A 23,643-nucleotide genomic window follows, 5' to 3' on the forward strand; every position below is an offset into this window, starting at 1 on the left:
ACGGATCGCCCTGACCTGGGCGCCCGGAAAGAGTCGTAGCTCACAAAGGGTGCAAATCGGGCACCGGGGTCTTGCATACTGAAACAGGTCCTCGCGATACGGCGCGGCTCGGCTAGGCTCGGCCCATCATGCGTTTCGGGCTGCTTCTCCTTAGCTGCCGCGGCGAGGGTCTGTAGTCGTAGGCCGGCCCCCTCCCCGCGGAGTTTGGTGTTGCGGTTTTCACTACCGCCGTCGGCCGTCCCAGCGAACTACGCGGACACGCGAGGAGCCCAACGCCATGAGCCAGCAGCCTTTTGTCGGTCGCCCCACGCCCATCACGAACGCGACCCACACCCAGAAGCCCTCCGGGATGCCGATCCACAAGTACGGCGCGTACGAGCAGGTGGACATCCCGGACCGCACCTGGCCCGACGCCCGCGTCACCAAGGCCCCCCGCTGGCTGTCCACCGACCTGCGGGACGGCAACCAGTCGCTGATCGACCCGATGACCCCGGCCCGCAAGCGCGAGATGTTCGACCTGCTGGTGCGCATGGGCTACAAGGAGATCGAGGTCGGCTTCCCGTCCTCCGGCGAGACCGACTTCGCCTTCGTGCGCTCCATCATCGAAGAGGGCGCGATCCCGGACGACGTCACCATCTCCGTACTGACCCAGGCCCGCGAGGACCTGATCGAGCGGACCGTCGAGTCGCTGGTCGGCGCCAAGCGCGCCACCGTGCACCTGTACAACGCGACCGCCCCGACCTTCCGCCGGGTCGTCTTCCGCGGCTCCAAGGAGCAGATCAAGCAGATCGCCGTCGACGGCACCCGCCTGGTCATGGAGTACGCCGAGAAGCTGCTGGGCCCCGAGACCGTCTTCGGCTACCAGTACAGCCCGGAGATCTTCACCGACACCGAGCTGGACTTCGCCCTGGAGGTCTGCGAGGCCGTCTGCGACGTCTGGCAGCCCGCCGAGGGCCGCGAGATCATCCTGAACCTGCCCGCCACCGTGGAGCGTTCGACCCCCTCCACCCACGCGGACCGCTTCGAGTGGATGGCCCGCAACCTGACCCGCCGCGAGCACATCTGCATCTCCGTCCACCCGCACAACGACCGCGGCACCGCCGTCGCGGCCGCCGAGCTGGCCCTGATGGCCGGCGCCGACCGCATCGAGGGCTGCCTGTTCGGGCAGGGCGAGCGCACCGGCAACGTGGACCTGATCACCCTGGGCATGAACCTGTTCTCGCAGGGCATCGACCCGCAGATCGACTTCTCGCAGATCGACGAGATCCGCCGCACCAGCGAGTACTGCAACCAGATGGAGGTCCACCCGCGCCACCCCTACGCGGGCGACCTGGTCTACACCGCCTTCTCCGGCTCCCACCAGGACGCCATCAAGAAGGGCTTCGACGCCATGGAGGCCGACGCGGCCGCCCAGGGCAAGACCGTCGACGACATCGAGTGGGCCGTCCCGTACCTGCCCATCGATCCGAAGGACGTCGGCCGCTCCTACGAGGCGGTCATCCGGGTCAACTCGCAGTCCGGCAAGGGCGGCATCGCGTACGTCCTGAAGAACGACCACAAGCTGGACCTGCCGCGCCGCATGCAGATCGAGTTCTCGCGGATCATCCAGGCCAAGACCGACGCCGAGGGCGGCGAGGTCACGCCGAAGGCGATCTGGGACGTCTTCTCGGACGAGTACCTGCCCAACCCCGAGAACCCGTGGGGCCGCATCCAGCTGCGCTCCGGCTCGACCGCCACCGACAAGGACGGCACCGACACGCTGACCGTCGAGGCGGTCGTGGACGGCGTGGAGACGGTCCTGAACGGCACCGGCAACGGTCCGATCTCGGCCTTCTTCGACGCGCTGGCCGGCATCGGCGTCGACGCCCGCCTGCTGGACTACACCGAGCACACCATGAGCGAGGGCGCCTCCGCCGTGGCCGCCTCGTACATCGAGTGCGCGATCGACGGCCGGGTCCTGTGGGGCATCGGCATCGACGCCAACACCACCCGCGCCTCCCTGAAGGCGGTCATCTCCGCCGTCAACCGCGCGGGACGCTAGCCGCCCCGCCGGAGCCCCCGTCCCCCGCCGCGGGGGACGGGGGCTCCGGCGTCCCCGGGCCCGTTTCGCGGACCGTTCCCGGGGCGCGCGGTCTCCGTCCGGGGGCCGGCGCCCGCTCCGTGCGGATGGTTCCGGGAAGCACCGCGTTGACGCGGATCCCGTGCGCCGCACGGCCCCTCGCCGGGGGCGCACTTCGGCCAACTCCCGTCCCCGCGCGATGTTGTCCTGTCGCACGACTGACGCGGCCTCACCGATGTGGCTAACATCACGCCAACCCGGCGGTGCTGCCGGAGGGGTCCCGCCCGCGTCCTGAGCGCCGCGGGGGAGATACGGAGGTGCGACGTGCTGCCAGTTCGGGGTGGGGACGGCCGGAAGCTGACCGTCTGGGGCATCCGCACCACCTGGAGCACCGTGGGAGACGGGGAGTTCTTCTGCCCCGGCTGCGGCGGTGACCGCAATTTCCGCAGGCGCACCGGGCGCAGGCGCTTCACCGTGCTCGGCGTGCCGCTGCTGCCGCGCGGGGAGGCAGGGCCCGTCATCGAGTGCCAGGGCTGCCGGCAGCGCTTCGACACCGACGTGCTGGACCACCTGACCACCACCCGCTTCTCGGCGCTGCTGCGCGACGCCGTGCACACCGTGGCGCTGGCCGTGCTCGCGGCGGGCGGGACCACCTCGCGCAGCGCCCTGGACGCCGCCGTGGCGTCCGTACGGGCCGCCGGGTTCCAGGACTGCACCGCGGAGCAGCTGGAGTCCCTCGTGGACGCCCTGGCCACCGAGGAGGGCCGGCTGGGGCTGTACGACGGGCCCGAGTGCTGCGGGGCCGCGCTGTCGATCGAGCTCCACGAGGCGCTGGAGCCCCTGGCCCCGCACCTGGCCGTGCCGGGGCGGGAGTCGATCCTGCTCCAGGGCGCGCGGATCGCCCTCGCGGACGGCCCCTACATCCCCGCCGAGCGCGAGGTGCTGGCCACCGTCGGGGCGGCGCTGCGGATGGGCACGGACGAGGTGTCCGGCCTCCTCTCGGCGGTCCGCGCCCCGTAGGGAACGCGTACGAAATTCCGGACCCGGCGGGTTCTCCGCCGGGTCCGGCTGCCTTTTCGGCCACGATCCGGACGGCCGAACCGCCACAAATGGCCGCGAGCGAGGTAACGATCCGGCCTCACGGGGGTGAACCGGGGCGCCGCGGCGTCCGTGCAAGGGGCTGGACCCGGTCCTTCCGTACAAAAGTTCCGCATTTCGGACGGCCGGAATTACGCTCTCGGATTTGCGGGGCCGAATGCTTGCGAACCGGGTACAGCTCGCGTCGAAGCGCGGAACTTCGCAGGTGCGCAGCCTGCGGAAAGTGTTCCGTGGTCCTCGCCCCATACGCTGAGCGGCGCGGCTGCGCCATTGGAGGAACCGCCAGATCCGGCATCCTGAAACGCCTTCGGTTCGTCGAAGTCTCCGATATCTGTGAGCGCTTCCACAGGCGTTCAATTCCGGTCACACGAGGAGACGCCGCCGGAAACATCCGGGCGCTTCGATCCACGTGTTCGAGCTGACAACCCTGGCGAACCAACGGGTTAACGACCCACTTCGCCCAGGGACAACCAGATTCCTCTCGTTACCTACCTCATTGAAGGGCAAGGCAGAGATGGCACGTGTCGCCGCCCGGCTTTCCGCCAACGGAGAGCAGAGCACGCACCCGGTCGACGAGGTGCTCCCCCTCCCCAAGCTCGCGCTGTACGGCTTCCAGCACGTACTCGCGTTCTACGCCGGCGCGGTGATCGTCCCGATCATCGTGGGCAGCGCACTCAAGCTGAGCCCTGAACAGCTCGTCTACCTGATCAACGCAGACCTCCTCACCTGCGGTATCGCCTCGATCATCCAGGCCTGGGGCATCGGCAGGATCGGCGCGCGACTGCCGCTGATCCAGGGCGTCACCTTCACGGCGGTCTCCCCGATGATCGCCATAGGCCTCGGCGCCGGCGGCGGCACCGCCGCGCTGCTGGTCATCTACGGCGCGGTCATCACCGCCGGCATCGCCACCTTCGCCTTCGCCTGGCTGCCCGCCAACGCGTTCCGGGCGGTCATGCGGCTCTTCCCGCCGGTGGTCACCGGCACCGTCATCACGGTGCTCGGCATCGTCCTGATCCCCGTCGGCCTCAACGACGCGGCCGGCGGCCTCGGCAGCCCGGACTTCGGCGACCCGAAGAACTTCGCCTACGCCGGCGGCACGATGCTCTTCATCCTCGTCCTGATGAAGCTCGGCAAGCCGTTCCTCTCCAGCATCGCCATCCTGCTCGGCCTGGTCGTCGGCACCGCCGTCGCGTTCCTCCTCGGAGACGCCAAGTTCGGCGACGTCGGTGACGCGGGCTGGGTCGGGGTCAGCACCCCCTTCCACTTCGGCATGCCGAAGTTCGAATGGTTCCCGATCGTCCTGATGCTGATCGTCATGCTGATCACCATGGTCGAGACGACCGGCGACACGTACGCGGTGGGCGACATCGTCGGCAAGGAGGTCGACAGCGAGACCGTGGCCCGCGCCCTGCGTGCCGACGGCGCCGCGACCGCCCTCGGCGGCGTCCTGAACTCCTTCCCGTACGTCGCCTTCGCCGAGAACGTCGGCCTGGTGCGCATGACGAAGGTCAAGAGCCGCTTCGTGGTCGTCGCCGCGGGCGTCTTCATGATCATCCTGGGTCTGCTGCCCAAGGCCGCCGCGATCGTCGCCGCCGTCCCGCACGGTGTGCTGGGCGGCGCCGCGACCGTCATGTTCGCCATGGTCGCCCTGGCCGGCATCCAGACGCTGGCCAAGGTGGACCTCAAGGAGGAGAAGAACGCGCTGGTCGTCGGCGTCTCCCTCGCCTTCGCCCTGCTCCCGGCCACCGTCCCGGTGCTCTTCTCCAAGCACATGGACCCCGACCTGTCCTCGCTCCTCAACAGCGGCGTGACCCTCGGTGCCACGGCCGCCATCGTGCTCAACCTGATCTTCAACGGCCCGGCCAAGGACGACGCGCGGACCGCGGCCCTCGTACCGGCCTCCGCCCTCGTCGAGACCGCGGCCCACGTCGAGCTGCCCGCCCAGCCGGTGGGCGCTCCGGCGGACGCGGAGAAGGGCGGTGCCGCGGAGAAGGGCGCCTCGGAGAAGGCCGGGGACGCGGAGGACGCCCCGGAAAGGGACGCTCCGGAGAAGGGCGCCCCGGAGAAGGCCGCCCCCGAGAAGGGCGCCCCGGAGAAGGCCGCCCCCGAGAAGGCCGCCGCCGGGGCCGCCGGGGCCGAGAAGGTCGCCGTCGGCCGGGCCGGCGCCGCGGCAGCCGACTCCGAGAAGGCCGTCGAGAAGGCCGACGACGCGGGTACGCCCGCCTCCTGACCCTCCCAAGGGGTGCCGACCCCCGTCCGGACCCGCCCAGTCACCGCTGGGCGGTGCTCCCCGGACGGGGGTCGGCGCTGTCCGCGCACAGGGGACAATGGGGCCATGAGCCTGTTCCGCGACGACGGCATCGTGCTGCGCACCCAGAAGCTGGGTGAGGCGGACCGCATCATCACGCTCCTCACCCGCGGCCACGGCCGCGTCCGGGCGGTCGCCCGCGGGGTGCGGCGTACCAAGTCCAAGTTCGGCGCCCGGCTGGAACCTTTCTCCCACGCCGACGTGCAGTTCTTCGCACGCGGCAGCGAGCTCGTCGGCCGCAGCCTGCCGCTGTGCACCCAGACCGAGATCATCGCCCCCTACGGCAACGGCATCGCGAGCGACTACGCCCGCTACACCGCCGGCACCGCCATGCTGGAAACCGCCGAGCGCTTCACCGAGAACGAGGGCGAGCCCGCCGTACAGCAGTACCTCCTGCTGGTCGGCGCCCTGCGCACCCTCTCGCGCGGCGAGCACGAACCGCACCTCATCCTCGACGCCTTCCTGCTGCGCTCCCTCGCCGTCAACGGCTACGCCCCCAGCTTCGAGGACTGCGCGAAGTGCGGGATCCACGGCCCCAACCGGCACTTCTCCGTCGCCGCGGGCGGGGTCATATGCGGGGACTGCCGGGTGCCGGGCTCCGTCGTACCCTCGTCGGAGGCCATCGCCCTGCTCAGCGCGCTGCTGACGGGCGACTGGAAGCACGCGGACGCCTGCGAGGCCCGTCACGCGCGGGAGGGCAGCGGGCTGGTCTCGGCCTATTTGCACTGGCATCTGGAGCGCGGGCTACGCTCCCTCCGATACGTCGAGAAATAGGAGCTGGGCACATGGCACGACGCGGGATTCTGGGACGTTCTCGCCGCGAGTACAAGGTTCCCGAGCCGCACCCGTCGGGTGCGCGCCCGCCGAAGATCCCCGGTGAGCTCGTCCCGAACCACGTCGCCGTCGTCATGGACGGCAACGGCCGCTGGGCCAAGGAGCGCGGCCTGCCGCGCACCGAGGGGCACAAGGTCGGCGAGGGCGTCGTCCTGGACGTGCTCAAGGGCTGCCTGGAGATGGGCGTCAAGAACCTGTCCCTCTACGCCTTCTCGACGGAGAACTGGAAGCGCTCGCCCGACGAGGTCCGCTTCCTGATGAACTTCAACCGCGACGTCATCCGCCGCCGCCGCGACGAGATGAACGAGCTCGGCATCCGGATCCGCTGGGTCGGCCGCATGCCGAAGATGTGGAAGTCCGTCGTCCAGGAGCTCCAGATCGCTCAGGAGCAGACCGTCGACAACGACGCCATGACCCTGTACTTCTGCGTCAACTACGGCGGCCGCGCGGAGATCGCGGACGCGGCGCAGGCGATCGCCCGGGACGTGGCGGCCGGCAGGCTGGACCCGTCGAAGGTGAACGAGAAGACCTTCGCCAAGTACATCTACTACCCGGACATGCCGGACGTGGACCTGTTCCTGCGGCCCAGCGGCGAGCAGCGCACCTCGAACTACCTGCTGTGGCAGAGCGCGTACGCCGAGATGGTCTTCCAGGACGTGCTGTGGCCGGACTTCGACCGCCGCAACCTCTGGGCGGCCTGCCTGGAGTACGCCCAGCGCGACCGCCGCTTCGGCGGCGCCGTCCCGAACCAGCCCGAGGGCTCCGGGAGCTGAGGCCTCCGCTAGGCTCCGCCGCCATGGACACGACCGACATGGCGGTGGAGCTGCACTACGGCGCGGCCCGCCGCGACGCGTGGGAGGTGCTGCGCTGGCGCGCCCTGAGTACCCCCGGGGGCCGCAAGGAGCTGCTGCTGTGGCTGGTGGTGCTCCCCGGGGTGCCCATCGGGCTGGTCGTGCTCCAGCGCGGCCGGGCGGCGGACCTGGCCGGCCTGGCCTTCGCGGGCGGGGTGGGAATGGCCCTGGGTGCCGTCTTGCACTGCCTGGACCTGCGGCGGCGGGCGCGCCGGATGTACCGCTGGGCCGCGGAGCACCCCGAGTACAAGCTGGTCGTCACCGGGCTCGGTACGCAGAACCACCGCCCCGACGGGACGGCGGTGGCCTACAGGTGGGACAAGTACCGGGGCTGGGCGGAGACCCGGGGCCTGTTCGTCCTCGTGTTCCTCAACGGGGACCTGGGCTGGGTGCCGAAGCGCGCGGCCCGGACCCCCGAGGACCTCGACCGGATCCGATCGTTCTTCGACCGGAACCTGACCAGGACCGGTTAGCCGGCGGCCGCGCAGTCCGCGCAGGTGCCGAAGATCTCGACGGTGTGGGCCACGTTCACGTAGCCGTGCTCGGCCGCGATCGACTCGGCCCACTTCTCCACGGCCGGGCCCTCCACCTCGACCGCCTTGCCGCACTTGCGGCAGACCAGGTGGTGGTGGTGCTCCCCGGTGGAGCAGCGCCGGTACACGGACTCGCCGTCGCTGGTGCGCAGCACGTCGACCTCGCCGGCGTCCGCGAGGGACTGGAGGGTGCGGTACACGGTGGTCAGGCCCACGGAGTCACCGCGGTGCTTGAGCATGTCGTGCAGCTCCTGGGCGCTGCGGAACTCGTCCACCTCGTCCAGCGCCGCCGCCACGGCGGCCCGCTGCCGGGTGGATCGCCCTCGTACTGGCGCGGTACTCGTCTCGCCAGGCGCAGTCGCCACCGGTTCCTCCTCGTCTCGGCCTGCCGCCATTGTGCCAGGCGGCCGCCGCTGCTAGACCTTCACGTCGTCCTGGACGCAGACCTCCCCGGCTGCCCGGGAAGCCTTCGCGCGGCGCCTGGCCAGCGGTGCGGACAGGACCGTCATCACCAGGAAGACACCGATGGCGAGCAGCACGATCGTGGCACCCGACGGCGCGTCGATGTAGTACGTGGCCGCCGTGCCGGTCAGGGAGACGGTGAGGCTGATCGCGACCGCCAGGCCCAGCGTCGCCGCGAACCCCCGGGTGACCCGCTGGGCGGCCGCCACCGGGATCACCATCATGGCGCTGACCAGCAGCAGGCCGACGATGCGCATCGCGACGGTGACCGTGACGGCGGCGGTGACGGCGAGCAGCAGGTTCAGCGCCCGCACCGGCAGGCCGGTGACCCGGGCGAACTCCTCGTCCTGGCACACGGCGAAGAGCTGGCGGCGCATGCCGACCGTGACGGCGAGGACGAAGGCGGCGAGGATCGCCATCGCGGTGACGTCCTCGGGCGCGACGGTGGTGATCGAGCCGAACATGGCGCTGAGCAGGCTGGTCGTGGAGCCGCCCCCGACGTTGATGATCATCACGCCGCCGGCCAGGCCGCCGTAGAAGAGCATGGACAGGGCCACGTCCCCGCTGGTCCTGCCGCGGGAGCGGATCAGCTCCATGCCGACGGCGCCGAGGACCGCGACGAGGGTGGCCATCCACACGGGGCTGGTGTGGAGGACGAAGCCGAGGGCGACGCCGGTCATGGCGACGTGACCGAGGCCGTCGCCCATGACCGCCTGGCGGCGCTGTACGAGGTACGTGCCGATCGCGGGCGCGGTGATGCCGACCAGCGCGGCGGCGATCAGGGCCCGCTGCATGAAGGCGTGGTTCAGGAGGTCCATCAGCTCAGCAGTCCCGTCCGCAGGGGCTCGGCGTCGTGCGCCGCGTGGGGGTGTACGTGGTCGTGGCCGGGCAGGGCGTGCTGGCCCACGGCCTCGGGGGGCGGGCCGTCGTGCGTGACGCAGCCGTCGCGCAGGACCACGGCCCGGTCGATCAGGGGCTCCAGCGGGCCCAGCTCGTGCAGGACGAGCAGGACGGTGGTGCCGAGGGCCACCTGCTGCCGTACGGCGCCCGCGAGGACCTCCTGGTTGCCCAGGTCGACGCCCGCCATCGGCTCGTCCATGATCAGCAGCTCGGGTTCGACGGCGAGCGCCCGGGCGATGAGCACGCGCTGGTGCTGGCCGCCGGAGAGCGCGTTGACCGAGGTGTCGGCGTGGTCCTCCATGCCGACCAGGGCCAGGGCGGCCTCGACGGCGCTCCTGTCGGCCTTCCGCAGGACCCCGAAGCGGGTACGGGCAAGGCGGCCGGAGGAGACGACCTCCCGGACGGTGGCGGGGACGCCGCTGGCGGCGGTGGTGCGCTGGGGGACGTAGCCGATCCGCGACCACTCGCGGAAGCGCTTGAAGTCGGTGCCGAAGAGGGAGAGGGTGCCGCCGGTGAGCGGGACCTGTCCGACGACGGCGCGGACGGCCGTGGACTTGCCGGAGCCGTTGGCGCCGAGCAGCGCGACGACCTCACCGCGGCGGACGGTGAGGTCGATCCCGCGCAGAACGGGGCGCGCGCCGAGCGAGGCGGTGGCCCCGCGCAGGGATATGACGGGCTGGTCCTCGGCCTCTCGTGGCGTGGACTGCATGGCGCGCACCTCCGTTGCTGCTGTCATCACTTGGATCCGAGTGCCTTCTGGAGGTTCTTCAGGTTGGAACGCATGACCTCGAAGTAGTCAGCGCCCTGCGACTTGTCCGTGATTCCCTCGAGGGGGTCGAGGACGTCGGTGGTCAGGCCCGTGTCCCGGGCGAGGCTCTTGGCGGTCTTGTCGCTGGCCAGGGTCTCGAAGAAGACGGTGGTGACATTGTCCTTCTTCGCGACGGCCTGGAGATCCTTCATCCGGGCCGGGCTGGGTTCGGCCTCGGGGTCGACGCCGGAGATGCCCTCCTGGTCGAGGCCGTAGCGCTCCGCGAGGTAGCCGAAGGCGGAGTGGGTGGTGATGAAAGTCCTGGAGGCCGTGTTCTTCAGGCCGTCCCTGAACTCGGTGTCCAGGGCGCCCAGCTTGGCGGTGAGCTCGGCGGTGTTCTTCCGGTAGTCCGCCGCGTGGTCGGGGTCGGCCTTCTCCAGGACGGCGCCGAAGCCCTTGGCGATCTCCGCGTACTTGGCCGGGTCGAGCCAGACGTGCGGGTCCTCGCCGGCCTCGCCGTGGGCGTGGTCGTGGCCCTCGCCCTCGGCGGCGTGGCCGGCGCCTTCGCCCTCGGCGGCGTGGCCTTCGCCCTCGTGGCCTTCGTGCTTCTCGTGGCCCTCGGCGGAGTGTGCCTCCAGCTTGGTGAGGGTGGCCGCGTCGACGACGTTCTTCACGCCGGACTGCTCAACGGCCTTGTCCACGGCGGGCTGGAGGGTCTTGAGGTAGAAGATCACGTCCGACTCGGCGAGCCGGCCGGTCTGCTTCGGCGTGATCTCCAGGTCGTGCGGCTCGACGCCCGGCTTGGTCAGGGTGTCGACCTTGACGTGGTCGCCGCCTATCTGCTCGGCGAGGTACTGCAGCGGGTAGAACGACGCCGTCACGTGCAGCTTGCCGTCCTCGGCGGCCGCCGGGCCGGCGGTGCCGGAGCAGGCGGTGAGGGCCGTCGCGCCGAGGGCTGCGGCGGCGGTGAGGGCGGCGGTGGGTATGAGGCGTCGTACGTTCATGACATCCATTTTCATCAAAGATGGAAACCGTTGTCAAAAACCCAGGTCGGAGGCGTGCCGGGGGCCGTTGAAGGGCATACCCGATTTGAAAGGGAGGGTGCGGGCGCCGGTAACCTGAGGCATTCGCGTTCGTCCTCGTAATGAAGAGAGCACCGTGGCCGCCGACAAGATCGAAACCATCGTCAGCCTGAGCAAGCGCCGTGGCTTCGTTTTCCCGTGCAGTGACATCTACGGCGGCTCCAGGGCTGCCTGGGACTACGGTCCGCTGGGTGTCGAGCTCAAGGAGAACATCAAGCGCCAGTGGTGGAAGGCCATGGTCACGGGGCGTGAGGACATCGTCGGTCTCGACTCCTCCGTGATCCTCGCCCCCGAGGTGTGGGTCGCCTCCGGTCACGTCGCGACGTTCTCCGACCCGCTCACCGAGTGCACCGCCTGCCACAAGCGCCACCGCGCCGACCACCTGGAAGAGGCGTACGAGGCCAAGCACGGCCGTCTGCCCGCGAACGGCCTCGCCGACATCAACTGCCCGCACTGCGGTGTGAAGGGCCAGTTCACCGAGCCGAAGCAGTTCTCCGGCATGCTGGAGACCCACCTCGGCCCGACCCAGGACACCGGCTCGAAGGCGTACCTGCGCCCCGAGACCGCCCAGGGCATCTTCACCAACTTCGCCATGGTGCAGACGACTTCGCGCAAGAAGCCCCCGTTCGGCATCGCGCAGATGGGCAAGTCCTTCCGCAACGAGATCACGCCCGGCAACTTCATCTTCCGCACCCGCGAGTTCGAGCAGATGGAGATGGAGTTCTTCGTCAAGCCGGGCGAGGACGAGCAGTGGCAGGAGTACTGGATGCAGGAGCGGTGGAACTGGTACCGCGGCCTGGGTCTGCGCGAGGAGAACATGCGCTGGTACGAGCACCCGGCGGAGAAGCTCTCCCACTACTCGAAGCGCACCGCCGACATCGAGTACCGCTTCAACTTCGGCGGCAGTGAGTTCTCCGAGCTCGAGGGCGTGGCCAACCGCACCGACTACGACCTGAAGGCGCACTCGGCGGCCTCCGGCCAGGACCTGGTCTACTTCGACCAGGAGGCCAAGGAGCGCTACACCCCGTACGTCATCGAGCCGGCGGCCGGTGTCAACCGCGCCATGCTCGCCTTCATGCTGGACGCGTACGTCGAGGACGAGGCTCCCAACGCCAAGGGCGCCATGGAGAAGCGCACGGTCATGCGCTTCGACCCGCGCCTGGCGCCCATCAAGGTCGCCGTCCTGCCGCTGTCCCGCAACGCGGACCTGTCGCCGAAGGCCAAGGGCCTGGCCGCCGACCTGCGCAAGAACTGGAACATCGAGTTCGATGACGCGGGCGCCATCGGCCGCCGCTACCGCCGCCAGGACGAGATCGGCACGCCGTTCTGCGTCACCGTCGACTTCGACACGCTCGACGACAACGCGGTGACCGTGCGCGAGCGCGACACCATGAAGCAGGAGCGCGTGTCCCTGGACCAGATCCAGAGCTACCTCGGCAGCCGTCTGCTCGGCTGCTAGGTTCCCGCCCGGAAGACCGGTGGCCCGGTGCGCGATCCGCGCACCGGGCCACCGGTCTTCGTGCGTGTGGCACCGGACGCCGGACGCCGGGCTCTCGCCGAGCGCTCCGCCCCGGTGCGCCGGGATGACCGGACCGTCCGCAGGGCAGGGCCGATCGCGGCGACCGCGCCGGATCAGGGGCGCAGGCCCCGGATGAGCAGTGCGGTGACCGCCTCGAACTCCGTGAGGATCGTCGGCGAGAGCCAGTCCGCCACGTACTGCGGATCATGGAAGCGCCCCGTGGCGTCGAAGACGGCGCGCGCGGCCGCCGGGACGTCGGGCGCGACCAGGGTGCCGGCCGAGACGCCCTCGGCGATGATCCGGGTCAGCTGGTCGATCAGCTCGCCCAGGTGCGCGTCGACCACCCCGCTGTTCTCGCCGAGCAGCACCGTGTACGTCGCGAAGAGCTCCGGATCGTCGCCCGCCTTGTGGCGCTTGGCCTCGAAGAGGGCCTCCAGCCAGGCCTCCAGCTTGGAGGGTGCCGGCTCGTCCGGGGCCGAGGCGATCTTCTCCAGCATGACCACGCTCTTGGCGAGCCAGCGGTCCGTGACCGCCTCGCGCAGCGCCGCCTTCGAGGGGAAGTGCCGGTACACGCTGCCGTGGCTCACCCCCAGGGCGCGTGCGACGTCCACGACGGTGGCCTTGGTGGGGCCGAAGCGGCGCAGCACCTCCTCGGTGGTCTCGAGGATGCGCTCGGGGGTCAGGGGTTCGGTCGCAGCGGAGGGCATGGGTACGACCGTACCGCCGCCTCAGTGCTCGCTGTCGAGGTGGGCCATCTGCGCCGCGGGGTAGCGCTCGCCGGCCGCCGCCCCCGCCGGGACGGCCTCCTCGATGGCGGCGAGGTCGGCCGGGCTGAGCTCGACCCGTATGGCACCCAGTGCCTCGGCCAGCCGGTCCCGGCGCCGTGCGCCGACCAGCGGCACGATGTCCTCGCCCCGGGAGAGCACCCAGGCGATCGCGGTCTGGGCGACCGTGACCCCCTTCTCCTCGGCGACCTTGCGCAGGGCGTCGACCAGGTCGAGGTTCCGGTGCAGGTTGTCGCCCTGGAAGCGGGGGCTCATGCCGCGGAAGTCGCCGGGGGCCAGTGCCCGGTCGCGGGTGAAGTGTCCGCTGATCAGGCCGCGGGACAGCACCCCGTACGCGGTGACGCCGATGCCGAGCTCGCGGGCCGCCGGCAGGATCTCCTCCTCGATGCCGCGCGAGATCAGGGAGTACTCGATCTGGAGGTCCGATATAGGGGCGACGGCCGCGGCCCGGCGCAGGGTGTCCGCGCCGACCTCCGAGAGGCCGATGTGCCGTACGTGCCCGGCCTGCACGGCCTCGGCGATGGCGCCGACCGTCTCCTCGATTGGGACGGCCGGGTCCACGCGGGCGATCCGGTAGATGTCGACGTGGTCCCGGCCGAGCCGCTGGAGCGAGTAGGCGAGGAAGTTCTTCACGGCCTCGGGCCGGCCGTCGTATCCGGTGAACCCGCCCTCGACGGTACGCAGCGCCCCGAACTTGACGCTGGTCAGCGCCCGCTCGCGGGCCGCGGCCGGGGCCGTGCGCAAGGCCTCGTTGATCAGCAGTTCGTTATGGCCCATGCCGTAGAAGTCGCCGGTGTCGAGCAGCGCGCCCGTGCCCTCCGGCACGGCTTCGAGATAGGCGTGGACGGTCGCGAGCGACTCGGCCCGGTCGGCCTCGCCGTAGAGCGCGGACATGCCCATGCAGCCCAGTCCCAGGGGGAAGACGGCAGGGCCGGTGGTGCCCAGCCGACGGCTCGCGGGGGCGAGGACGGCGGTGGTGGTGGCGGTGGTGGCGTTCTCGTTCGTCGTCATGCGACGAGAATGGCATGACGGATGACAGATTTCAATATCTGTCATCCGTCACGGTGAGGCGCGCAAGGAACAGGACCCGAGCCGGGGCCCGGCACATGCCGGTGCGGCCGGACCCCCACAGGGGCCCGGCCGCACCGGAACAGCTGGTCACAACGCTCGGGACGCGCCGTCGCCGGAAGGTCAGCCCGCCGGCGCCGGTCCCGGGGCCGGCGGGAGTCCGCCGTCCATGCGGGGGCCGGGGCCCGGGGCCTGTCCCGGCGGAGGAGCGGCGGGCGCGGCGGGGGCGGCGGAGGACGGCCCGAGGGACCGCGCCGTGCGCACCGCCGAGGCGTGGGCCCACGGGCCGGTGGTGACGGCCCCGACCACCAGCACCAGGAACGCGCAGCCGGTGATGATCCACCAGGCGGGCCGGGCCGCCGCGGCGAAGTCCGCGCCCCCGGCGGTGCCGGCCGCCAGCACCGCTCCGATCACGGCCACCCCCAGCGCCCCGCCCGTCTGCCGGCTGGTGGAGGCCACGGCGGCCGCCACCCCCGCCTGGGCGCGCGGCATCCCGGACACCGCCGTATTGGTGATCGGTGCGTTGACCAGGCCGAAGCCGATGCCGAAGAGCACGTACCCGGTGAACATCAGCGGCGTGGAGGCCTCCGCCGAGAACGCCGCGAACAGCAGCCCGCTCGCCCCCATGGCCACCCCGGAGATCAGCAGCGACGGCCGCGGCCCGTGGCTGGCGACCAGCCGGCCGGACACCGGCGCGCACAGGAAGGCGAAGGCGGCCATCGGCAGCATGTGCAGCCCGGCGTCCAGGGCGCTCAGCCCCCGCACCTCCTGGAGGTAGAGGGTGGTGAGGAAGAGGAAGCCGGAGAGCGAGGCGAAGGTGCTCACCGCGATCACCGTGGCCCCGCTGAAGGGGGCGCTGCGGAAGAACCTCGGGTCGATCAGCGGGTCCGCCCGCCGGGACTCGTAGAGCACCAGTCCGGCCAGCGCGGCGGCGGCGCCCAGCGCGCACCCGACGATGGGGGGCGATTTCCAGCCTTCCGCGGGAGCTTCGATGATCGCGTACGTCACCCCGCCCAGCACCGCCATCACCAGCAGCTGCCCCACCGGGTCCGGCCGCCGCGGCCGCTCGGACCGGGACTCCGGGACGTGGCGCAGGGTCAGCACGAGGGCGAGCACCCCGACGGGCACGTTGACCCAGAAGATGGACCGCCAGCCCACCGAGTCCACCAGCAGCCCCCCGACCAGCGGACCGGCCGCCATCGAGATGCCGACGACCGCGCCCCAGACGCCGATGGCGCGGGCGCGCTCCTTCGGGTCGGTGAAGGTGTTGGTGATGATGGACATGGCGACGGGGTTGAGCATCGCCCCGCCCACGGCCTGGAGCATCCGGAAGGCGATGAGCCATTCCAGGCCGGGCGCCAGCGAGCACAGCACCGACCCGGCGGTGAAGAGGACCAGCCCCCAGACGAAGACCTTGCGGCGTCCGATCCGGTCCGCGGTCGATCCGGCCAGTATCAGCAGCGAGGCGATCACCAGGGTGTAGGCGTCGATGGTCCACTGCATCCCCGAGACCGAGGCGTGGAACTCGCGGCGCATGGCGGGCAGGGCCACGTTCAGGACGGTGTTGTCCAGGCTGACGATCAGCAGGCTCATGCAGCAGATCGCCAGTACGAGCAGGCGACGCCGACGGCTCATGTGATCTGCGCCACTCATGTGATGCATACCGCCGATAGTACGGATAACTAACGAACGCCGCGTGCGCGAGAATAGGGGGATGACCACGCTCCCCCCGCCCCTCGCGATCGGCCCGCACACCGTGCAGCCCCCCGTGGTGCTCGCGCCCATGGCCGGCATCACCAATGCCCCGTTCCGTACGCTCTGCCGCGAGTTCTCGGGCGGCAAGGGACTCTTCGTGAGCGAGATGATCACGACCCGCGCCCTGGTCGAGCGCAACGAGAAGACCATGCAGCTGATCCACTTCGACGCGACGGAAAAGCCGCGCTCGATTCAGCTGTACGGGGTGGACCCCGTCACCGTCGGCAAGGCCGTCCGCATGATCGTCGAAGAGGACCGCGCCGACCACATCGACCTCAACTTCGGCTGCCCCGTCCCCAAGGTCACCCGCAAGGGCGGCGGCTCCGCCCTCCCGTACAAGCGCCACCTGCTGCGCGCGATCCTGCGCGAGGCCGTCGCGGGCGCCGGGGACCTGCCGGTGACGATGAAGATGCGCAAGGGCATCGACGACGACCACCTGACCTACCTCGACGCCGGCCGGATCGCCGTCGAGGAGGGGGTCACCGCCATCGCCCTGCACGGCCGCACCACGGCCCAGCACTACGGCGGCACCGCCGACTGGGAGGCGATCGCCCGGCTCAAGGAGCACGTGCCGGAGATCCCGGTGCTCGGCAACGGCGACATCTGGTGCGCGGAGGACGCCCTGCGCATGGTCCGCGAGACCGGCTGCGACGGCGTGGTCGTGGGGCGCGGCTGCCTGGGGCGGCCGTGGCTGTTCAACGACCTCGTCGCCGCCTTCGAGGGCCGGCCCGAGGACTTCCACAAGCCCGCGCTGCGGGAGGTCGCGCAGACGATGCTGCGGCACGCGCGGCTGCTGGGGGAGTGGATCGGCGACGAGGCGCGCGGTGTGATCGATTTCCGTAAGCACGTCGCCTGGTACCTCAAGGGTTTCGCCGTGGGTTCCGAGATGCGGGGCAAGCTCGCGGTGACCTCTTCCCTGGCCGAGTTGGACGCTCATCTGAGCGAGCTCGACCTGGACCAGCCGTGGCCCGACGGCGCGGACGGCCCGCGGGGCAGGACGTCCGGAAACAACCGGGTTGTCCTGCCGGATGGCTGGCTGAAGGATCCCTACGACTGCGCCGGTGTGAGCGAGGACGCCGAGCTGGACACGTCCGGAGGCTGAGAAATCGCCCTGCGTGCCGCGTGATATACGCCACGCATGGGAGGGGTTTCGCTCAGATGAGCGCGTAAGTCACGGGTAAGACTTTCAAAGGGTGGCACTGGGTGCCACCCTTTGTGCGTTCAAGAGTTGAACGCAAATGTATCGATGATCGCTCATCCGAGCGCGATCACGCCTCAGGAGCCCCTCCACGCTTCGGCTTCTGAAGGCTCTTCGTGCGTTTCCATTACTCAGTGGTTACTTTCGATCCACTGGCGCACGGGTGGTTACGCCCTCATGACGGCCAAGTGGACGTACCGGGAAGCCTTCGATCTGGGTATGTTCCTGGCCGTCAGGGCAGCCACCCGAGTCCTCGAGGAGTCGAGACCCGTGTCGGAAAACAAAGATCAGAAGTTCGTCTACGACTTCACCGAGGGCAACCGGGACCTCAAGGACCTTCTCGGCGGCAAGGGGGCCAACCTCGCCGAGATGACCAACCTGGGCCTTCCCGTGCCTCCCGGCTTCACCATCACGACCGAGGCCTGCAAGGTCTACCTCGAGAGCGGCACGGCCCCGGCCGAGCTCCGCGACGAGGTCAGCGCGCACCTCGCCGCCCTCGAGGCGAAGATGGGCAAGAAGCTCGGCCAGTCGGACGACCCGCTGCTGGTCTCCGTCCGTTCCGGCGCCAAGTTCTCCATGCCGGGCATGATGGACACCGTCCTCAACATCGGCCTCTCCGACGAGTCCGTCACCGGCCTCGCGACCCAGGCCGGCAACGAGCGCTTCGCGTGGGACTCGTACCGCCGCCTCATCCAGATGTTCGGCAAGACCGTCCTCGGCGTCGAGGGCGAGCTCTTCGAGGACGCCCTGGAGGAGGCCAAGACCGCCAAGAAGGTCACCGTCGACACCGACCTCGACGCCGCCGACCTCAAGAAGCTGGTCAAGGTCTTCAAGAAGATCGTCGCGAAGGAGGCCGGCCGGGAGTTCCCGCAGGACGCCCGAGAGCAGCTCGACCTCGCGGTCGAGGCGGTCTTCAACTCCTGGAACACCGACCGCGCCAAGCTCTACCGCCGCCAGGAGCGCATCCCCGGCGACCTGGGCACCGCCGTCAACGTCTGTTCCATGGTCTTCGGCAACCTCGGCCCCGACTCGGGCACCGGCGTCGCCTTCACCCGCGACCCCGCCAGCGGCCACCAGGGCGTCTACGGCGACTACCTCCAGAACGCCCAGGGCGAGGACGTGGTGGCGGGCATCCGCAACACCGTCCCGCTGGCGGACCTGGAGACCATCGACAAGACCTCCTACGACCAGCTCATGACGATCATGGAGACGCTGGAGACCCACTACAAGGACCTCTGCGACATCGAGTTCACGATCGAGCGCGGCCAGCTGTGGATGCTCCAGACCCGCGTCGGCAAGCGCACCGCGGGCGCGGCCTTCCGCATCGCCACCCAGCTCGTGGACCAGGGCCTGATCGACGAGGCCGAGGCCCTCCAGCGCGTCACCGGCGCCCAGCTCGCCCAGCTGATGTTCCCGCGCTTCGACGAGAACGCGAAGACCGCGCTCCTCGGCCGCGGCATCGCCGCCTCCCCGGGCGCGGCGGTCGGCAAGGCCGTCTTCGACTCGTACACGGCCGTCAAGTGGTCCCGTTCCGGCGAGAAGGTCATCCTGATCCGCCGCGAGACCAACCCGGACGACCTCGACGGCATGATCGCCTCCGAGGGCATCCTGACCTCGCGCGGCGGCAAGACCTCGCACGCCGCCGTCGTCGCCCGCGGCATGGGCAAGACCTGCGTCTGCGGCGCCGAGGACCTCGACGTCGACACCAAGCGCCGCCGGATGACGGTCGGCGACACGGTCATCGAAGAGGGCGACGTCGTCTCCATCGACGGCTCCACCGGCAAGGTGTACCTCGGCGAGGTACCCGTCGTACCGTCCCCGGTCGTCGAGTACTTCGAGGGCCGCATGCACGCCGGCGCCGACGACGCCGACGAGCTCGTCGCCGCCGTGCACCGGATCATGGCGTACGCGGACCGCGTCCGGCGCCTGCGGGTGCGCGCCAACGCCGACAACGCCGAGGACGCGCTGCGCGCCCGACGCTTCGGCGCCCAGGGCATCGGCCTGTGCCGCACCGAGCACATGTTCCTCGGCGAGCGCCGCGAGATGGTCGAGCGCCTGATCCTCGCGGACACCGACGGCGAGCGCGAGGCGGCACTCAATGCCCTCCTGCCGCTCCAGAAGAAGGACTTCGTCGAGCTCTTCGAGGCCATGGACGGCCTGCCCGTCACCGTCCGCCTCCTCGACCCGCCGCTCCACGAGTTCCTGCCCGACATCACCGAGCTGTCGGTGCGCGTCGCCCTCGCCGAGTCCCGCAAGGACGCCAACGAGAACGACCTGCGCCTGCTCCAGGCGGTGCACAAGCTGCACGAGCAGAACCCGATGCTGGGTCTGCGCGGCGTCCGCCTCGGTCTGGTCATCCCCGGCCTGTTCGCCATGCAGGTCCGGGCGATCGCCGAGGCCGCCGCCGAGCGCAAGAACGCCAAGGGCGACCCGCGCGCCGAGATCATGGTGCCGCTCGTGGGCACCGTCCAGGAGCTGGAGATCGTCCGCGAGGAGGCCGACGCGATCATCGCCGAGGTCGAGGCCGCCACGGGCACCAGCCTCAAGCTGTCGATCGGCACCATGATCGAGCTGCCGCGCGCCGCTCTGACCGCCGCCCAGATCGCCGAGGCCGCGCAGTTCTTCTCCTTCGGCACGAACGACCTGACCCAGACGGTGTGGGGCTTCTCCCGCGACGACGTCGAGGCCAGCTTCTTCACGGCCTACCTGGAGAAGGGCATCTTCGGGGTCTCGCCCTTCGAGACCATCGACAAGGACGGCGTCGGTGCCCTCGTGCGCCACGCGGTCGAGCAGGGCCGGGCCACCCGCCCCGACCTCAAGCTCGGCGTCTGCGGCGAGCACGGCGGCGACCCGGAGTCCGTGCACTTCTTCCACGAGGTCGGCCTCGACTACGTCTCCTGCTCGCCGTTCCGGATCCCGGTGGCGCGTCTGGAGGCCGGCCGCGCGGCCGCCGAGTCGAAGGGCTCCGACAGCCGCTGAGCCCCTGTGGGCCCCTCAGGGGGCCTGTGAGGCCCCCTGAGGGGCCCCGGGGCGCTCACGGCCCCTCCTGACTGCGCCCTCCCCCGGTTCCCTGACTGCCGGGGGAGGGCGCGACCCATTTCGCGGGGCGGTTCGCGAGACGGTCCGTGTCGCAAAATTTTCAACAATGTCATTACGGCGCCAGGCGGTGGACGGATCCCCACCCGTCCACCGCCTGCCGCCTATCCGCCAGGCACGTCGGCGCTTCCCAGTGCGACCGACCGCCAGGCCCCGCAAAGCCCCCCACGGCCTTCACGGAGCGTTTCGGTCGCACCGGAGTGTGCCTGGCGGAGTACAGGATTTCGCTTGTCACGCCTCCGCCGAAAGGGGTTTCAACTGTGGCTGAAAGGGCGTGGTGACCACGTGTGACGGCGTGCATACTCGTGGGGCGGGGGGATTGCGGTTGCACAGGTGGGGGTTCGGTGCTTCGTATCCATTTCACTGGAGTGGACCTGGCACGCGTACGGATGGCAGGGCGTCCCGATGCGTTGTGGGAAACGATTCTTAGTTTTCATCGCTTAAGAGACCGGCGTGACGCCCGGTTCTTCGGCGAATGGCGTACGGAAACCCGTAGCCGGTTGAATGGTGAAACAAGGCTGCTGGGTGCGCTCATACCGGCTCGCGGCTATTTCCCCGATTTCCTGACCCCGGCCGAGGGCCAGTACGGGTGGGACCTCGGGCTCGACACCCTGCGCGGGCTGCGCCCCGAGCGGCTGCGCCGGGAGCTGTCCCTCGTGGGCTCCGGTGCCGGGACGGGCTTCGGGGCGGCCTTCGGGACCCCGCCGCCGGCCCGGCTGCGGGAGTTCATGGACGGCGGCACCAAGTACCTGCCCCGGCTGCTGGGCGAGCTGCGCGCGTACCACCGGGCGGCCGTGGAGCCGTACTGGAGCCACATCCAGGCGCAGATCGAGGCGGAGCGGGCGGCACGCGGCCGCGCCCTCCTGGACGGGGGCGCGGACGAGCTGCTCTCCTCGCTGCCGCCGATGCTCCGCTGGCGGGCCCCGGTGCTGGAGTGCGAGTACCCGGTGGACCGGGACGTACGGCTGCGCGGACGCGGGCTGCTGCTCCAGCCGTCCTTCTTCTGCCGCCGGACGGCGGTGACCCTGCACGACCCGGAGCTGCCGCCGGTGCTGGTCTACCCGGCCGCCGCCCAGCTGGCCTCCGCGGCGGCGGGCGGGGAGGCCGCCCGGCCGGCCGAGGAGCAGCGTCAGCGCACCCTGGGCAAGCTGGTGGGGCACACGCGCTCGGTGGTGCTGCGGGCCATCGGCGACGGGGCCACCACCAGCGAACTGGCCCGCCGGGCCGGGGTCTCCCTGGCCTCCGCGAGCCAGCACGCCTGCGTGATGCGCGAGGCGGGTCTGGTGACGACCCTGCGCCACGGGAACGCGGTCCTGCACACGGTGACCCCGCTGGGCGCGGCCCTGCTCAGGGGCGGCGCGGTGGTCTCCTGAAGGATCGGTTCGCCGGGCGCACGCGCCACGGCCCGGCGGGAGAGGCGGTGACCTCCTCCGCCGGGCCGGGAGCCGGCCGGACCGGGCGTCAGACGCGGAACGGCCCGGTCACCTCGTAGGTGATGCCGCCGCTCGAGGAGCCGCTCGTACCGCGCTGGCTGCTGAAGTACAGCCGGCTGCCGTTCGGGGAGAAGGCGGGGCCGGTGATCTCCGAGGAGGACTGGCCGGTGATCCGCAGGAAGGGCGCCACCACGTCGTCCGGGGTGATCACGCAGATCTCCATGTTGCCGCCGTCCTCGGCGACGTACAGGTCGCCGTAGGACGACCCGGTGACGTTGTCGACGCCGGTCAGCGGCGCGGCTCCGCCCGGGACCAGCGAGTCGTCGTAGGCCAGCTCGTAGGTGCCGCTCGCGAGGTTGAGCTGCCAGACCCGGTTGTCGCCCTTGGTGGTGAACCAGACGGTGTCGTTCGCGTAGTGGCAGCCCTCGCCGCCGGTGAAGCGCTTGGCGCCGGAGACCTGGGTGCGGGTCGTGGCCGGGGAGCCGTCGGGGTCCGGCACGTTCTGCCAGCTGAAGGATCCGGAGGTGCCGCTTCCGGCGACCATGACCTGGAGCGTGCCGGACGAGAGGTTGCCCCACGTGGTGGGCACGAACCGGTAGAAGCAGCCGTCCGACTCGTCCTCGGTCATGTAGACCACCTTGCGCACCGGGTCGGCCGCCGCCGCCTCGTGCTTGAAGCGGCCCATCGCGGGCCGCTGCACGGCCGCGTTCACCCCGTACGGGTCGCTCTCGTAGACGTAGCCGAGGCTGACCTCCTCGCACGACAGCCAGGTGTTCCACGGGGTCTTGCCGCCCGCGCAGTTCTGCCGGGTGTTGGAGAGGATCCGGTACGCCCCGGTGACCGTGCCCGAGGAGTTGAACCTCACCGCGCTCGCGCCGCCGCCCGGGTTGATCTCCGAGTTCGACACGTAGATCCAGCCGGTCCCGTCCGCGAAACACGCCCCGCCGTCGGGGGCGTTGTGCCAGGTGTACGAGGTTCCGCTCACCCGCTGGGAGGAGCGGGCGATGACCCGGCTGGTGAAACCGGGCGGCAGCATGAGCCCGTTGGCGTCCGCCGCGCCGAGGGCGCCGTAGGGCCCGGCGCCCGGCTGGGCGGGGGCGGCGTACGCGGCCCCGTGGCTGAGGGTGCCGGCGAAGGCGGCGGCGGAGGTGCCGATCACGGCACCGCGCAGGAAGGTACGACGTTCCACGGTCACTCCTGGGGGAGGAGGGCCCGCGCCCGGTCGGGCGCGGGGTCGCATGCGTCGAGGAACCTAAGGGCGCCGCATGGACGCGGCGCCAACTCCTCATGACGCGCGAGCGACCGGCTCGGGGTCAATGCCCGTGCGGCGCCCGCTGCTCGCCGGGCCGCCCGGAAACCACCGATCGGGTCCCTGACCTGCGGAAACGAAATTCCGAAAAAAACGTCTCCGGACAGCGATGAGTTCCGGCGGCGCCCCCCGTCTACCCCTTCGACAGCACACCGGGCAGGGCGCCGCGCCGCACGCCCCACCAGAGAAGAGGAACCGAAATGGCTCAGATGATCTTCGTCAACCTGCCGGTGAAGGACCTGGACGCCGCGAGGGCCTTCTGGGAGAAGCTCGGCTACTCCTTCAACCCGCAGTTCAGCGACGAGACCGCGGCCTCCCTGGTGATCAGCGACACCATCTTCGCGATGCTGCTGACCGAGGCGAAGTTCAAGGAGTTCGCCACCAAGCCCGTGGCCGACGCCTCCAAGACCACCGAGGTCATGGTCGCGCTCAGCGCCGACAGCCGCGAGAAGGTCGACGAGGTCGTCGACGCCGCCCTCGCGGCCGGCGCCGTCGAACCCCGCCCCGCCATGGACCTCGGCTTCATGTACGGCCGCGCCTTCGAGGACCTGGACCACCACGTGTGGGAGTACGTCTGGATGGACCCGGCCGCCGTCGAGGGCTGA

Annotated in this window: 18 protein-coding genes and 2 pseudogenes; 11 read left to right on the plus strand and 9 right to left on the minus strand. The window is 70.6% G+C overall.

All coding sequences use genetic code 11. The features are described from left to right. The first annotated feature begins 277 nt into the window (after positions 1-277). From leuA to ACZ51S_RS15630, 3 genes and pseudogenes are all read left to right on the plus strand, one after another. Positions 278-2,041, plus strand: a complete 1,764-nt coding sequence (gene leuA / locus ACZ51S_RS15620) for a 2-isopropylmalate synthase (protein WP_388939021.1) — start codon at positions 278-280, stop codon at positions 2,039-2,041. 342 nt (positions 2,042-2,383) lie between these two features. Continuing rightward, positions 2,384-3,079 (plus strand): TerB family tellurite resistance protein, encoded by a 696-nt coding sequence (locus tag ACZ51S_RS15625; protein WP_468477823.1) that lies wholly within the window; start codon positions 2,384-2,386, stop codon positions 3,077-3,079. A 592-nt stretch (positions 3,080-3,671) separates the two neighbouring features. Next, positions 3,672-5,189 (plus strand): annotated as a pseudogene (locus ACZ51S_RS15630) (nucleobase:cation symporter-2 family protein); the annotation flags it as partial. A gap of 32 nt (positions 5,190-5,221) precedes the next feature. On the opposite strand, the pseudogene ACZ51S_RS15635 reads toward ACZ51S_RS15630, so the two are convergent. Beyond that, positions 5,222-5,560, minus strand: a pseudogene (locus ACZ51S_RS15635) (hypothetical protein); the annotation flags it as partial. Here ACZ51S_RS15635 and recO point away from each other — a divergent pair. Genes recO through ACZ51S_RS15650 form a run of 3 tightly spaced genes read left to right on the plus strand, consistent with a single transcriptional unit; the run spans position 5,493 to position 7,623 of the window. Continuing rightward, positions 5,493-6,239, plus strand: a complete 747-nt coding sequence (gene recO / locus ACZ51S_RS15640; RefSeq protein ID WP_468477825.1) for a DNA repair protein RecO — start codon at positions 5,493-5,495, stop codon at positions 6,237-6,239. The pseudogene ACZ51S_RS15635 and the gene recO overlap by 68 nt on opposite strands. 11 nt (positions 6,240-6,250) lie before the next feature. After that, positions 6,251-7,072: an isoprenyl transferase gene (locus ACZ51S_RS15645; RefSeq protein ID WP_030227016.1), complete on the plus strand. Its 822-nt coding sequence runs from the start codon at positions 6,251-6,253 to the stop codon at positions 7,070-7,072. 23 nt (positions 7,073-7,095) lie between these two features. Continuing rightward, positions 7,096-7,623 carry a YcxB family protein gene (locus ACZ51S_RS15650; RefSeq protein WP_468477826.1) on the plus strand — a complete coding sequence of 176 codons (528 nt, stop codon included), beginning with the start codon at positions 7,096-7,098 and terminating at the stop codon, positions 7,621-7,623. Here the strand turns inward: ACZ51S_RS15650 and ACZ51S_RS15655 are convergent. The 4 genes from ACZ51S_RS15655 to ACZ51S_RS15670 are packed head-to-tail and all read right to left on the minus strand — an operon-like array spanning position 7,620 to position 10,797. Beyond that, the gene (locus ACZ51S_RS15655; protein WP_468477827.1) at positions 7,620-8,048 is read right to left on the minus strand and encodes a Fur family transcriptional regulator; all 429 of its coding nucleotides are present in this window, start codon (positions 8,046-8,048) and stop codon (positions 7,620-7,622) included. The two genes, ACZ51S_RS15650 and ACZ51S_RS15655, sit on opposite strands and share 4 nt — an antisense overlap. 51 nt (positions 8,049-8,099) lie before the next feature. After that, the gene (locus ACZ51S_RS15660) at positions 8,100-8,963 is read right to left on the minus strand and encodes a metal ABC transporter permease (RefSeq protein WP_468477828.1); all 864 of its coding nucleotides are present in this window, start codon (positions 8,961-8,963) and stop codon (positions 8,100-8,102) included. Beyond that, entirely contained in the window at positions 8,963-9,781 is an 819-nt protein-coding gene (locus ACZ51S_RS15665; RefSeq protein ID WP_468477829.1) for a metal ABC transporter ATP-binding protein, read from the minus strand. Before ACZ51S_RS15665 ends, ACZ51S_RS15660 begins: the two co-directional genes overlap by 1 nt. Then, entirely contained in the window at positions 9,781-10,797 is a 1,017-nt protein-coding gene (locus ACZ51S_RS15670) for a metal ABC transporter substrate-binding protein (RefSeq protein ID WP_468801992.1), read from the minus strand. The genes ACZ51S_RS15665 and ACZ51S_RS15670 overlap by 1 nt, the downstream gene beginning before the upstream one ends. A gap of 154 nt (positions 10,798-10,951) precedes the next feature. Between ACZ51S_RS15670 and ACZ51S_RS15675 the strand changes: the two genes are divergently transcribed. Next, a complete protein-coding gene (locus tag ACZ51S_RS15675; RefSeq protein ID WP_388939035.1) occupies positions 10,952-12,334 on the plus strand; it encodes a glycine--tRNA ligase in 1,383 nt (460 codons plus the stop codon). Positions 12,335-12,507: 173 nt separating this feature from the next. Here ACZ51S_RS15675 and ACZ51S_RS15680 read toward each other — a convergent pair whose 3' ends face one another. The 3 genes from ACZ51S_RS15680 to ACZ51S_RS15690 all read right to left on the minus strand — a co-directional run bounded on the left by ACZ51S_RS15680 (position 12,508) and on the right by ACZ51S_RS15690 (position 15,882). Next, entirely contained in the window at positions 12,508-13,101 is a 594-nt protein-coding gene (locus ACZ51S_RS15680) for a TetR/AcrR family transcriptional regulator (protein WP_388939036.1), read from the minus strand. Between the two features lie 21 nt (positions 13,102-13,122). After that, a complete protein-coding gene (locus ACZ51S_RS15685) occupies positions 13,123-14,190 on the minus strand; it encodes an aldo/keto reductase (protein ID WP_468801991.1) in 1,068 nt (355 codons plus the stop codon). A 180-nt stretch (positions 14,191-14,370) separates the two neighbouring features. Continuing rightward, entirely contained in the window at positions 14,371-15,882 is a 1,512-nt protein-coding gene (locus tag ACZ51S_RS15690) for an MFS transporter (protein WP_468477832.1), read from the minus strand. 79 nt (positions 15,883-15,961) lie between these two features. Between ACZ51S_RS15690 and dusB the strand changes: the two genes are divergently transcribed. The 3 genes from dusB to ACZ51S_RS15705 all read left to right on the plus strand — a co-directional run bounded on the left by dusB (position 15,962) and on the right by ACZ51S_RS15705 (position 21,669). After that, positions 15,962-17,104 (plus strand): tRNA dihydrouridine synthase DusB, encoded by a 1,143-nt coding sequence (gene dusB / locus ACZ51S_RS15695; protein WP_468477833.1) that lies wholly within the window; start codon positions 15,962-15,964, stop codon positions 17,102-17,104. Between the two features lie 366 nt (positions 17,105-17,470). Next, a complete protein-coding gene (gene ppdK / locus ACZ51S_RS15700) occupies positions 17,471-20,179 on the plus strand; it encodes a pyruvate, phosphate dikinase (protein WP_468477834.1) in 2,709 nt (902 codons plus the stop codon). Positions 20,180-20,640: 461 nt separating this feature from the next. Beyond that, complete coding sequence (locus ACZ51S_RS15705; protein WP_468477835.1) at positions 20,641-21,669, plus strand: ArsR/SmtB family transcription factor; 1,029 nt, start codon at positions 20,641-20,643, stop codon at positions 21,667-21,669. Between the two features lie 88 nt (positions 21,670-21,757). Here the strand turns inward: ACZ51S_RS15705 and ACZ51S_RS15710 are convergent, their stop codons facing one another. Next, positions 21,758-22,918 carry an alkaline phosphatase PhoX gene (locus ACZ51S_RS15710; protein ID WP_468477836.1) on the minus strand — a complete coding sequence of 387 codons (1,161 nt, stop codon included), beginning with the start codon at positions 22,916-22,918 and terminating at the stop codon, positions 21,758-21,760. Between the two features lie 320 nt (positions 22,919-23,238). Here ACZ51S_RS15710 and ACZ51S_RS15715 point away from each other — a divergent pair, with 320 nt between their 5' ends. Further along, complete coding sequence (locus tag ACZ51S_RS15715) at positions 23,239-23,643, plus strand: VOC family protein (protein ID WP_388939050.1); 405 nt, start codon at positions 23,239-23,241, stop codon at positions 23,641-23,643.

Source organism: Streptomyces sp. NPDC034043, from assembly GCF_055575675.1.